Below are 13,146 nucleotides of genomic sequence, written 5' to 3' on the forward strand. Positions count from 1 at the left end.
ATGAGTGACGGTGTTTGTAAATGTCAAATCTAATTAAAATAGCAAATCAGGAAAACTTCGTAACCGTCGTAACGTTAAATCGACCAGCCACAGCGAATGCATTATCAGTCAACCTATTGAAAGAGTTTAATCATGTACTAGAGACAGTAACGATTGATCCAACTGTACGCTGTATCATCATAACCGGTACTGGAAATAAGGTTTTTTGTGCCGGAGCCGACTTAAAAGAAAGAATGGAGATGGATGAAGTTCAGGTGAGACGGACAGTCGAATTAATCCGTAATACGATGGATGCTGTTCAAAATCTACCGGTTCCTGTTATTGCCGCGATAAACGGGGCTGCTTTTGGCGGTGGATTGGAGTTAGCTTTAGCGTGTGATATCAGGCTTGCTTCAACAACAGCGAAAATGGGTTTAACGGAAACATCATTAGGGATCATCCCAGGAGCTGGTGGGACACAGCGTCTACCTCGAATCGTTGGCGTTTCTTTCGCAAAAGAACTTATATTCACTGCAAGAAGAATTGATGCCGAGGAGGCGCTTAAGTTAGGCATACTTAACAAAATCACCGAAGCTGATCAGCTAATGAACAAAGCGTTGGAACTCGCTGCTGAAATCTCACGAAATGCTCCGCTAAGCCTAAAAGCGGCTAAAAAAGCCATAAATGAAGGAATCGATATGGAAATAGCAAGAGGTTTGGAAATTGAAAAAAGATGGTATGACACGATTATTGAATCAAAAGACCGCTTGGAAGGACTACAAGCATTCAAGGAAAAAAGACGACCTTTATTTACTGGGAAATGAAAGGAGCTACATGCATGTCATTAGTAGGTAAGTTACAGCAAGCCACCGAACATATTAAAAAAGGCGGCTCACAAAAATACCATGAGAAAAACATAGAAAAAGGAAAACTATTTGTTCGTGACAGATTACGCTTACTTTTAGATGACGACATGGAAATCGAAGACGCGTTTTTTGCAAACTGTGAAAGTGATGGACTACCTGCCGATGGAGTCGTGACTGGAATTGGAAAAATGGATGGCCGAACCGTATGTGTAATGGCCAATGATTCTACTGTTAAAGCTGGCTCATGGGGAGCGCGAACGGTTGAAAAAATAATACGTATTCAGGAAACAGCTGAAAAATTAAATGTCCCGCTTCTATATTTAGTCGATTCAGCAGGAGCACGCATTACGGACCAGGTAGACATGTTTCCGGGAAGACGAGGAGCAGGTCGGATTTTTTACAATCAAGTAAAACTATCGGGGAAAGTCCCGCAAATCTGTTTACTATTTGGCCCTTCTGCTGCTGGTGGAGCTTATATTCCAGCCTTTTGCGATATTGTTGTGATGGTTGAAGGCAATGCCTCGATGTATCTTGGCTCCCCAAGAATGGCAGAGATGGTTATTGGCGAAAAAGTGAGTGAGGAAGAAATGGGAGGAGCAAGAATGCATTGCAGTGTTTCCGGCTGTGGCGATGTTCTTGTGAATTCCGAGCAAGAATCGATTGCGTTTGCTCGTCGTTATCTGTCTTATTTTCCTGAAAATTATCAACAAAAGCCACCTGTATTCGAAATTCGTCTTCCTGTAGCATCGGAAAAGACACTTGAAGAACTAATTCCGGCCAATCAAAATGCCCCATTTAATATGTACGATTTAATTGAACAGATCATTGATGAGGACTCTTTTTGTGAAATCAAGAAACTGTTTGCTTCAGAACTTATTACAGGGGTGGCAAGAATAGACGGTAAATCAGTGGGTGTGATCGCCAATCAACCAAAAGTAAAGGGTGGAGTGCTGTTCCATGATTCTGCTGATAAAGCCACCAAATTTATTACATTATGTGATGCCTTTAATATTCCATTATTATTTTTAGCTGATATTCCGGGCTTTATGATTGGTACTAAGGTGGAAAGAGCGGGTATTATTCGTCATGGTGCGAAGATGATATCGGCTATGAGTGAAGCGACGGTTCCGAAGATTTCTGTTATTGTTCGAAAGGCGTATGGTGCTGGATTATATGCAATGGCAGGTCCAGCTTTCGAGCCAGATTGCTGTTTGGCGTTGCCTAGTGCCTCCATTGCTGTCATGGGTCCGGAAGCTGCTGTTAATGCAGTTTATGCAAATAAAATACGTGCATTACCTAAAGAGGAACAAACGGCATTTATCGAATTGAAGCGAGAAGAATATCGAAAGGATATTGATATATATCGGCTTGCATCAGAAATGATTGTCGATGAAATCGTTCAGCCGAATCAACTCCGATCAGAACTGATTCGCAGGTTTGCCGCATATAGCAGTAAACAACTTTCATTCACGGAGAGAAAACATGGGGTATACCCAGTTTAGCTATAAGGCCTAATGATAACGTGAGTCTGTCTGAAAAGGGTCTGACCTTGAACGCTGCATAGATTGTATACCTGTATTATTCTGAATATCGTAGTTGTGGGTCTGACCAAATACTTTTGGGACAGCCCCATTTTTTTGCCTAATTCCAACTCATTATTCGTCCAATTTCCGATTGCTGAAGCCTTATAATAAGCATGAATGTGGGTAAAGTTATTGAAAAACAAGTGTAAGGAGTATAGTATAATAATAATTATGTATAGTAGGGAGTGAGGGAATGGGAAAAAAAGCCTTAATTAATATTGATTATACAAATGACTTTGTCGTAGATGATGGTGCTTTAACTTGTGGTAAGCCTGGTCAAGAATTGGAAAGAAGAATTGTAGACATTACAAAAGAGTTTATTAATCAGGGCGATGAGGTCTTTTTTGCCATTGATATCCATGAAAAGGATGACCAATATCATCCAGAAACGAATCTATTTCCACCTCACAATATTAGAGGTACAATGGGAAGGGATTTGTTCGGTTCTTTACAAAATATATATGAAGAGAATAAGAATAAAGCAAATGTTCATTATATGGATAAAACGAGGTATTCGGCATTTGCCGGAACAGACCTCAGTATCAAATTACGAGAACGCGGTATAACCGATGTGTACCTTGTAGGAGTTTGTACGGATATTTGCATACTCCATACTGCTGTAGATGCTTATAACCAAGGCTTTTCAATCTCAATCTACCAAGATGCAGTAGCATCATTTGACCAGGCTGGGCATGAATGGGCTTTACGCCACTTTAAAAATTCACTAGGAGCAAATTTGCTCTAAGTAAAAATAAATAGGAATAGAAAACCTACCCACATCTTATTTGAGGATAAGTCTGTGGGAATTTTGACGATATGGATGATGATATAATTCGTCAAAGAATGTTGGTTGTTCTTAAAAAAGGGGGATTTTCTCCGTCATTGCAGGGGATAGTACATTTTAACACTGCTTTGCGGGAGGATATTTTTATGGGGAATACATATATGGATGATAGCTATGCACTTCATACAGATCTATACCAAATCAATATGACACAAACCTATTGGGAAGACAATATTCACAATAAAATGGCCGTGTTTGAAGTTTACTTTCGAAAGCTTCCATTTAACAGTGGCTACGCAATCTTTGCAGGTCTTGAGAAAATCGTTCATTATATTGAGAATTTTCGTTTCTCACACTCTGATATAGAGTATTTACGAGAGCAAATTGGATATGCAGAGGACTATCTTGCTTATTTGGAAAATATGAGGTTTACGGGTCAGATTCGATGTATGAAGGAAGGTGAACTTGTATTTGCTAATGAGCCGATTTTACGTGTGGAGGCTCCGCTTGGGCAAGCGCAAATCATTGAAACTGCCATTCTTAATATTATAAATTATCAAACGCTTGTTGCTACTAAGGCCTCACGGATTAAGCAAGTGATTGGCGAAGAAGCCGCGATGGAATTCGGCACAAGACGGGCTCAAGAAATGGATGCAGCTTTATGGGGAGCAAGAGCTTCTTATTTAGCTGGCTTTGATTCAACAAGCAATGTGCGAGCAGGGAAGATTTTTGGTATTCCTGTTTCAGGAACACATGCTCATTCCATGATTCAGGCATACAAGGATGAATATACCGCCTTTTATAAATATGCCACATCACATAAAGACTGTGTATTTTTAGTTGATACCTATGATACCCTTCGTTCAGGCATCCCTAATGCAATTAAAGTTGCAAATGAACTTGGCAAACGGATTAACTTTATAGGTATTCGTTTAGACAGCGGTGACCTAGCTTATTTATCAAAAGAAGCACGAAAAATGCTCGATGAAGCAGGATATCCGAATGCGAAAATCGTTGCTTCTAATGATTTGGATGAATACACAATCATTAACCTGAAGCAACAAGGGGCAAAAATAGACGTTTGGGGTATTGGAACAAAGCTTATTACAGCGTTTGACCAACCAGCTTTGGGAGCCGTTTATAAAATGGTTTCGATTGAAGGTGAGAGCGGGAATATGATTGATACGATTAAAATTTCATCGAATCCAGAAAAAGTTTCAACTCCGGGGTTGAAGCGTGTTTATCGAATTATCAATTCTGTAAACTTACATTCAGAAGGCGATTATATCGCTATGGAAAACGAGAATCCTCAAACAGAGGAGAAATTAAAGCTTTTTCATCCAGTTCACACATTTTTAAGCAAGTTCGTCACAGACTTCAACGCAGTTGATTTACACGAAGATATTTTTATCAGTGGTCAACTTGTTTATGAATTGCCTCATATTGAACAAATAAGGGAATTTTCAAAAGGAAATTTATCTGTTCTATGGCCTGAATATTTACGCGCACTTAATCCTGAGGAATACCCAGTTGATTTAAGTCAAGCCTGCTGGGACAATAAGATGAAGAACATTCAAGAAGCGACAAATAAAGTAAAAGAAATGCTACGGACTAGATGAGCTGAGAAGAGAGGTTTAGGAGACTATGCGTCCTTTACAGAAAGAAATTGTGAAAAAATTATTAGTACAACCTACGATTGACCCAAAAGAAGAATTCAGAAAAAGTGTCGATTTACTCAAAAGTTATCTCGAAAAATATTCGTTCCTAAAAAGTCTTGTATTAGGCATATCGGGTGGGCAAGATTCCACTTTATGTGGGTATATTGCCCAAACTGCAGTGAATGAATTGAATGAAGAAGTAGGTAAGGAAGAGTATCAATTTATCGCTGTCAGCTTGCCATATGGCATTCAAGTAGATGAAGATGACCGTCAATTGGCCTTGCAATTCATTAAGCCAAGTAAGACGGTAACGGTTAATATTAAAGCAGCCGTCGATGCTTCGGTTAAAGCGGTAGAAGCTGGCACTGGCGAGAAGTTGAACCATTTTCTAAAAGGGAATGTCAAAGCACGTGAAAGAATGAAGGTTCAATACGATTTAGCTGGAATTTATAGCGGTGTTGTACTGGGTACAGATCATGCAGCGGAAGCAATAACAGGTTTCTATACAAAGCATGGAGATGGAGCAGCAGACTTAATTCCCCTTTATCGTTTGAATAAGAGACAGGGAAGAGAAATTCTAAAATATCTGAATGCGGCAGAACGTTTATATGTAAAAATACCAACAGCAGATTTGGAAGACGATAAACCGCAAATTCCCGATGAAGTGGCTTTAGGGGTTATCTATGATGATATTGATGATTACCTTGAAGGCAAGGAAATCAAAGAAGATGCAGCTGAAAAAATCGAAGGCTGGTATAAGAAAACAGAACATAAGCGAAACCATGCGATAACGGTTTATGATACGTGGTGGAAATAAGAAACAAAAAAATTGCTCTTGCAACGGCAGGAGCAATTTTTTTGTTTCTTTGTAGTTATCAAGTAGTGTATTTACATCTGTTGGGTAAGCCTTTTTAGGTCGCATCGTCTGCCGATGTGGTTGACTTCATCCGAAAAGGCCACAAATGGCTTAGCGGCTCCGAAAGGATTTGGGGGCAGGACTGTGTAAACGTGTCGCTTTTTAGCCGTTCTACAGTATGTAAAAAAACGCCTTTTTTTAATACAGCATGACAAATGAATGAGCCAAGCTGTGCGAAATAGCATTAACTATATTAATCACTAAGAAAAGAGGTGAATTAAATGTCGGTTAATTTTCCTAGACGCCCTGATGTAGTAACTATACTTTGGCAAAGAAATCTGTTAACACCTTTAGTACCTACAATTGTTGAAGCTACAGTAATTGGAAGCGCTAAACCCTGCAAATTAAATGCTGGTGAACCTCTCATTCAAGCGGGAATTTGTTTATTGTCTAATAGATTTGTATTGGTATCGCACATAGACCTAGGCATATTCGGAATTTCCGAATACGTCCGTCTATTCTAGTAGATAAAAGAGGGACAAGGTATTTTAGAGTATACGAATCTAAAATACTTTGTCTATTTATATAAACAGAATAACCAATTTAAATATGGAAAATATAACTGAATCTGAAGAAAGAGAGGAGAATTTTATGATATCAAAAGGTGATGGCAGTATTGCGAAAGATTTTAATGAGTTTAATTAACTGCCTAGAAGAGGTTGCTCAAAAAGTCCGGTAAAAAAGCTTGCGAATTGCATCAAAGCTCTGTCTCTTCGGTCCTCATGTATTACTGCATACGCGAAAGGTTTGAGACGATCGTACCTTGAACTTCTCGGCTCTTTTTATCCTCCTTTTTGAACACGCACTATAAATCAAAATTCATTTAATTTAATGAAATAAATTTTTTTCTCAAATCTTCTTCAGAGACTACAATCTTTCCTCTCATATCTTCAGACTGCAGTACATAGCTTTTTACTCCAATGAACTCCGATTCGGAAATTACAAAGAATTTAGTGCCTATTTTGTACATAACGTGATAATCTTCAATTAATTTAAACAACTTCATATTTATCACCCTAAATTAAGCGAGAACCTGTTCTATTAACTTGCTTGATGTGGTTAATTGTTTTTATGATAACTTAAACATACGTCTTACAGAAATGACGACGTCTCGAATAATAGAGTTAGATGCAAGTATATACTTGCATCTAACTCTATTATTTTAAATGAAATCATTAATATTCTCATTTACCCAGACATATATAGTATCTCGAACTTCTGCATCATTTTCTCCAAGTTGTTCAGCAAGTAATTTAATTTCAGATGGTAGATTCTTCATTACTTCATCAATTTGTTGTTCTGATGGACCAGTACCAAGTACATCCACAAAACAATCATGGATTACATCTCTCATTTTATTAGTCTCCTTTAATTAATTTTTTCACTAATATCCCCATGCCTTTATTTCTAATCGTTTAGTTGGGAGTTTTATAATAATATATTTCCTATGCTCTTTGTCTTTAAGATATGAAGGTAAATATCTTTCTACATTGTGATTGTTGGCATAGCAAACAGTCTCTAATAAACCGTTATCCTTATATTGCACACGATTAGTCTCATAATCTTGCTCTGTAGATTCTTTGAAGTCATGTTCGTTTAGATACTTGCGAACTTGTTCATTCGTAAGCAAACTGTGCATACTGTCTCCTTCCTTAAATAATAGTATAGATCTTCTCATGGTTCAACTGATTCGAATAAAAACTAAATTGCCCTCAATTGTACATGAGAATTCTATTTATTATCACAATAACTCCATATACTATAGTTAATCTTATCTCATTATAAGCTAAAAAGTAATCCTACTGGTACTAAGAATATAATTACTTCTAACACTAAGTGAAGTGGCTCTGATAATCGAATATTCACTTTGGGTGAGCCAAATACCCCCATACAACGGCAATTTCCATCGGGATTATAATACATAGTAACAATGACATCTTTTTATTTAGGAAGGCTTTAGAAAGTAAGAAGGGAAAGTTTATTACTTTAAAAGGGTAGAAAATTGCTTTGTGAAAAAGATAGAAAATAAAAGGGAATAATCATCTAGTGTCGAAGGTATTTAAGTGGAATGGGGTGTGAAAAATAGAAAACGTTGAAATAATGAACGTTTTTTCTAATGATAAATCAGTTGTAATAAATAGCGAAATACTAGAAGAATAGTGGATACTAAAACGAAAAGTAGAGTAGAATGAAGGAAGGCTTAATAAGACAATCTACTACAAGAAAATATTGAGATTACAACTTATGTGGTTATCATTTACTTACATGAATTAGAGTATACTTAAATCTAGAAATACATATAAACTACTTTCAGGAGGATCCTATGAGCGAATATAATGTTACGGTTAAGAATGGTAGTACGATCATTTTATCAGAAGTAATTGCAGCTGAAGATGAAAGAGATGTACTTGGGGCACTATTAATAAATAGCGAATTATTCAACCAACCATTTACAGATATTAGAATTTTAGAGCGTTAATTTGTTACCGACAATCTCATCTGCTAGAATCAACCTTACTGACCATACAATATTATGTGTGGACACTGACATAGAAGAAATAATTGCCCGTTTTGACATTCAAGCTCCGTTTAATGGAGATTATCAATTCAGTTACAATGTAGCTTCTTCACACTCTGTTCTTTCGATAATCAATGATGGTTCTAACAATCGGCTTGGTTATCTTCGCTGGGGCTTAATTCCTTTCTGGGCTAAAGATGAAAAAATTGGGTACAAAATGATCAAAGCTAGGGCTGAGACTCTCGCTGAGGAACCTAGTTTCAAGAATGCATACAAAAAGAAACGTTGTTTAATACTAGCTGAATCCTTTTATGAATGGAAAAAGACACCCGAACGTAAAATTCCGATGCGAATTAAACTTAAGAATAGCGCTCCAATTGGAATGGCGGGCTTATGGGAAACATGGAAATCACCTGATGGACCAACCATCTACACTTGTTCGGTTATAACTCCTTTTTCAAATGAGTTAATGTCAAATATTCATGATAGGATGCCTGTTATTCTTAAACCTGAAGATGAAAAAGTATGGTTAGATCCTTCAATTAACGATACTGATTTTCTACAACAATACTTAAAACCTTTTGATGCAGAACAAATGGAAGCATTTGAGGTATCACCCGATGTTAACTCGCCTAAGAATAATTCACCTAATCTGATACAACATCAAGAATTTCAGGCTTATGAAATGGTTGTTAGAGGTTGATATAAATTACAATTTGTAGAGATTGATGATTAATTTTAAAAAAATTAGAGGAAGTGACTTTAAAAATAATATTAGAAAAACATGAAATTCAATCTGCTGTAATTAAATATGTGTAAAAATATCATAATGCTGATGTAAGTAGGGTTAATTTTGAAAACTTAGAGAGATATATAGCTGTGACAAGAGCTGATATTTAAAACTTCATAGATCGAATAGACACTCAACCAAAGTTAGGTGCTTTTTGTATATATATGCAGAAAGGATGGTGAAATTGTTTTTGCGAAAATAGAAGGTGATGTTTTCAGAAATGGAGTCTAAAAAATTAGCAGATAGGATTAAACATACTCAAATAGAAAATAGGAATATCTCTCCATTTCCTGCATATGATATAGGAGATGTAAGGAATACTATTAATAGTTAAGGGGAGAATCTAGTTTGAATCAAATCGTAATCAAAGAAAATATTAAATTCGCAAATATCCACCTGTCCAATCTGCATGAAGAAGGAATTATTGAACCTAATCGAAATATAAAGTATCAACAAATAGTAAAAATTAACTATCTCATTCAAAAATATAACTTGCAACCTAATCACAAAATTATCAATGAATACTATAGTGATGAAGGAGATCTAGTTAAACGTGTAGAACATTTAGTTGAAGAATACATTCATAATTAAATAGAATAATTACCATATAGAATTATATTTGAATGTAATTTGCTCACTTTATAGTGGGCTTTTTCCATTTAATCTTCCAGTTAATACCATGATATGGTAAAGTACAATGATATTCATCACGATAAATTCAAAAGGAGTTTTTTATGAGATTTTTAAATTCCGCAACAGCTGCAATTACTATGGGTATCATTCTATTTTTAACATTTTCAACTTTGGGAGCGATGTATGATGATTATGTGCTTAAATCAGAACCTGGAGATTTAGATTTCTTAGGATATTTTTTAGACGTAATAATAATCACGCCTATGATTACTGCAATTTTAATCTTTGTATTCTATCGTTTTTATATAAAACTAAATGTACGCAGTATCCTGTTTAGTGGTGTTTGTAGTTTGTGGGTGTATCAGTTAGTAGGTCTGTTAATAAATATGATATCACTATACACACCGATCCATTATATGGAGTATTTTAACATTCTACCAATTAACCTTTTCATTTTAGCGTATCTGTTATTAATGAGAAAGAGTGCTTGGTTATATATTAATGGATTTTCGATAGGTACAATAATGGGTTTACTTTCGTCATATTGCCTTGTGATTTTATTAAGACATCTCAATAACTCCCTCATTTCATACCATTATATGGATGAGGAAGAATTAACGCTATTATTGGTAGCAACATTCCTTGGTGCGTTGATTGGGAATATAATTGAAAAGAAAAGAACATCAGAACAATAAAAACTACGAATTGACCATTCCTATTGGGGATGGTTTTTTATATCCGCAAGTTCAGTGATTTTCACTTTTATTATTAACGAATAAATTTACATATTTAAACGTAATCAGCTCACTTAATGTGGTTTTTTTTGTTTTATCTTCCAATTTATATATCATTATAGTAAAATAAGGTAAATTTATCTAAGAGAGGATTGATACATTCTGACATTCATACAAGGATTCATTATTATCTTAGCTGTATTCATACTTGGAATTGTATTTGAAAAGGTATTAATAAAAAAGTTCAGTATTCAAAAAGAAAAGGGATGGCTCTATACACACGCTAACAAACAGCATAAATGGGGAGAACGGGCGATCTTGTCTTTCTTTTTTATCGCTCTGATGTATCTTGTGTATGTAAATTCAATACATTCATCTTTTTTTACTTTACCACCTTACTTCTTTATTCTATATTCCTACCGTACATTCATGGAATGGAAATACCAACGTGGAACTAGGAAATACATATTGACCATTTATACTTTATTATTTATTGAATTAGGTTATTTATGTCTGTATCATCTATTCGGAATAATTTAGTGCTACTCACACATAAGGAGCATAGCAACATGTCATTCGCAGAACTATTCTCACTATCGGAAATATGGGAAATTGCAGGACCATTAATCATAACTGCAATATCGACACTTGTTACTGGTATAGTCTCAATTATTATACTTAAAAGCATTCCTAAAGGGCTTATAAAAGAGGTTATTCGAATATTCTTGGTGGTTGCTATAGTAGGTATCACGTTAGGTACATTGTACATATCAGCGGGAATTTGGGGAACATAAATGTAATAAATTAATACAAGATTAAGGAAGATGATTTACAAATAAATAGAGAGACGGCTTTAAATGTATTTTCAAAATGAAAAATTCTCAGGATTAGAAGACATAAAAGGTTACACTTAATACCAATATTTAATACACTATAATTATCTAAAACAATGGGAAGTGATCAAAATAATTAAGAATAAAAAGTTTTTATACATATCAATCATTCTATATACGTTGCTTTTAATTATTAATTTCCCATTTCCTAATGAATATCCATTTGGTGAATCGATCATGTCATCCCTGAAAATTCCTATCAAACTCAATAATGGAATACTTATTACGGGAGTAATTACGCTATTCCTGCTTATAACGAGTATGACCTTTCTAGTAAAATCTTTAGAAAAATATCATAAGAGGTTTATATTATTAGCTATTATAATATCAAACACACTTCCTCCAGTTATCATAGAAGTCTATCAAAAAACACTTGCTCATGACATATATGCTATATCCTATAATAGCCAGAGTGGAAGGTGTGAGTACGATACGAAGGAAGACACTATCTTACAAGGAACATGTAATTTAACTTTTGAAAATAGGAGTAATAAAGATGTAGAATTCTCTATTGAATTCTATGAGAAGTATGACCCAGAAGATTCTGATGGAACGGTAGAATTAATGAATTACAATGTACCGTATAAAATAAAGGTCAAAGCAAAAAAAATAAAAACAATAACCATTAACTCTGAAGTAGACGTATCCAAATTGAAAAACTACATATACAGCGGAACAGCAAATGGAGTAAATATCATCATAAAATCAGGGAACAGACAGAGAAAATTATGAGGTGACTAAAAAATACGATAAATTAAGTATTTCATCTTTAGATCAGGATTTATAGCTGTGCTTTTTATTGTATCAATTCTAACATTTGCCCTACTTTAAAATGAACGCTTTAAAGGTAACATCTATTGTATTGAATATCAAAAACCTCATCTTTAAAAAAAGATGAGGTCTTGTTATACGGTAGTATTTAAAAAGTATGTAATTTTTAAATAAACGTTAATCAACTGTCATCTAACATTAGAAAACATTTGATTAATGATTCGCATTACCGACAGACTACACTTATATGGTAACGTTTGTTAATGTTTTACAAATTTAGTAATGACAAGGGTTTTCGTATGCTCATTTCGTTACCGTTTGACTGTTATTGAATTAAAAGGTACTATTGTGCTATAAAATGGTAACGGAGGTAGTTGCATGAGTAAAAAAGCATACATAAGAGTATCATCTGAAAAGCAGAATACCGCTCGTCAACGCAAGGCATTGAAAGAAGAAGGTTGCAAAGTGTTCTATGAAGAGAAAATAAGCGGAAATAACACAGAACGACCAGAACTACAACGTATGTTAAGCGAATTAGAAGAGGAAGATGTAGTACTAGTACATGAGATATCTCGTCTATCCCGTTCAGTGAAAGACTTGTTAACAATAGTTGAGCAAATTAAGGGAAAAGGTGCTTCTCTCAAGTCACTTAATGAGTCTTGGTTAGACACTACAAGTGACAATCCAATGAATGAGTTCCTACTTAATATATTTGGCAGTTTAGCACAATTAGAACGTGGATTAACATTACAGCGGCAGCGAGAAGGTATTGAGATTGCTAAGAAAGAAGGTAAGTTTAGAGGACGCAAACTAGAAGTAACGGTAGGTGGCAAGAAAGGAGAGAAAGCAACTCAAGCAGTTGAGTGGCATAAGGAAGGTAAGTCTGTGAGATACATCTGTAAGACATTATCGATAGGTACTGGAACATTCTATCGATTGTTGGAGCGTGAAGGTTTACGATAGCAAGAGGACTAATAGATTAGCAAAAAAATTGATTTTTTGCACGATAAGGATAGATCAA

General features: G+C 35.2%; 15 protein-coding genes. 13 read left to right on the forward strand and 2 right to left on the reverse strand.

Annotated elements, in window-relative coordinates; all coding sequences use genetic code 11:
• Positions 1-20 precede the first annotated feature (20 nt).
• From AC625_RS10290 to nadE, 5 genes are all read left to right on the forward strand, one after another.
• Entirely contained in the window at positions 21-803 is a 783-nt protein-coding gene (locus tag AC625_RS10290) for an enoyl-CoA hydratase (protein WP_049681214.1), read from the forward strand.
• A 14-nt stretch (positions 804-817) separates the two neighbouring features.
• Positions 818-2,347, forward strand: coding sequence for an acyl-CoA carboxylase subunit beta (locus AC625_RS10295; RefSeq protein ID WP_156187496.1), 1,530 nt, complete (start codon positions 818-820; stop codon positions 2,345-2,347).
• A gap of 274 nt (positions 2,348-2,621) precedes the next feature.
• A complete protein-coding gene (locus tag AC625_RS10300) occupies positions 2,622-3,173 on the forward strand; it encodes a cysteine hydrolase family protein (protein WP_049681216.1) in 552 nt (183 codons plus the stop codon).
• A gap of 185 nt (positions 3,174-3,358) precedes the next feature.
• Entirely contained in the window at positions 3,359-4,831 is a 1,473-nt protein-coding gene (locus tag AC625_RS10305; RefSeq protein WP_049681217.1) for a nicotinate phosphoribosyltransferase, read from the forward strand.
• A gap of 25 nt (positions 4,832-4,856) precedes the next feature.
• On the forward strand, positions 4,857-5,687 hold the full coding sequence (gene nadE, locus AC625_RS10310; RefSeq protein WP_049681218.1) for an ammonia-dependent NAD(+) synthetase: 831 nt from the start codon (positions 4,857-4,859) through the stop codon (positions 5,685-5,687).
• A 1,261-nt stretch (positions 5,688-6,948) separates the two neighbouring features.
• On the opposite strand, the gene AC625_RS10325 is transcribed toward nadE, so the two are convergent.
• Together AC625_RS10325 and AC625_RS10330 are read right to left on the reverse strand one after the other, a co-directional pair.
• Positions 6,949-7,140, reverse strand: coding sequence for a hypothetical protein (locus AC625_RS10325; RefSeq protein ID WP_049681221.1), 192 nt, complete (start codon positions 7,138-7,140; stop codon positions 6,949-6,951).
• 30 nt (positions 7,141-7,170) lie between these two features.
• Positions 7,171-7,425 (reverse strand): hypothetical protein, encoded by a 255-nt coding sequence (locus AC625_RS10330; RefSeq protein WP_049681222.1) that lies wholly within the window; start codon positions 7,423-7,425, stop codon positions 7,171-7,173.
• A gap of 684 nt (positions 7,426-8,109) precedes the next feature.
• Here AC625_RS10330 and AC625_RS26680 point away from each other — a divergent pair.
• From AC625_RS26680 to AC625_RS10360, 8 genes are all read left to right on the forward strand, one after another.
• Complete coding sequence (locus AC625_RS26680) at positions 8,110-8,265, forward strand: hypothetical protein (protein ID WP_156187497.1); 156 nt, start codon at positions 8,110-8,112, stop codon at positions 8,263-8,265.
• A 49-nt stretch (positions 8,266-8,314) separates the two neighbouring features.
• The gene (locus tag AC625_RS10335; protein WP_156187646.1) at positions 8,315-9,007 is read left to right on the forward strand and encodes an SOS response-associated peptidase family protein; all 693 of its coding nucleotides are present in this window, start codon (positions 8,315-8,317) and stop codon (positions 9,005-9,007) included.
• A 435-nt stretch (positions 9,008-9,442) separates the two neighbouring features.
• Positions 9,443-9,685: a hypothetical protein gene (locus tag AC625_RS10340; RefSeq protein WP_049681223.1), complete on the forward strand. Its 243-nt coding sequence runs from the start codon at positions 9,443-9,445 to the stop codon at positions 9,683-9,685.
• Positions 9,686-9,828: 143 nt separating this feature from the next.
• The gene (locus AC625_RS10345) at positions 9,829-10,422 is read left to right on the forward strand and encodes a hypothetical protein (protein ID WP_049681224.1); all 594 of its coding nucleotides are present in this window, start codon (positions 9,829-9,831) and stop codon (positions 10,420-10,422) included.
• Between the two features lie 252 nt (positions 10,423-10,674).
• Positions 10,675-11,001, forward strand: a complete 327-nt coding sequence (locus AC625_RS28540) for a DUF4181 domain-containing protein (RefSeq protein WP_425415488.1) — start codon at positions 10,675-10,677, stop codon at positions 10,999-11,001.
• A 29-nt stretch (positions 11,002-11,030) separates the two neighbouring features.
• Positions 11,031-11,255 (forward strand): hypothetical protein, encoded by a 225-nt coding sequence (locus AC625_RS10350; RefSeq protein WP_049681225.1) that lies wholly within the window; start codon positions 11,031-11,033, stop codon positions 11,253-11,255.
• Positions 11,256-11,531: 276 nt separating this feature from the next.
• Positions 11,532-12,086: a hypothetical protein gene (locus AC625_RS10355; protein WP_049681226.1), complete on the forward strand. Its 555-nt coding sequence runs from the start codon at positions 11,532-11,534 to the stop codon at positions 12,084-12,086.
• A 417-nt stretch (positions 12,087-12,503) separates the two neighbouring features.
• Positions 12,504-13,088, forward strand: coding sequence for a recombinase family protein (locus AC625_RS10360; protein WP_049681227.1), 585 nt, complete (start codon positions 12,504-12,506; stop codon positions 13,086-13,088).
• Positions 13,089-13,146: the final 58 nt, after the last annotated feature.

Source organism: Peribacillus loiseleuriae (assembly GCF_001183985.1).
Taxonomy (GTDB): domain Bacteria; phylum Bacillota; class Bacilli; order Bacillales; family DSM-1321; genus Peribacillus; species Peribacillus loiseleuriae.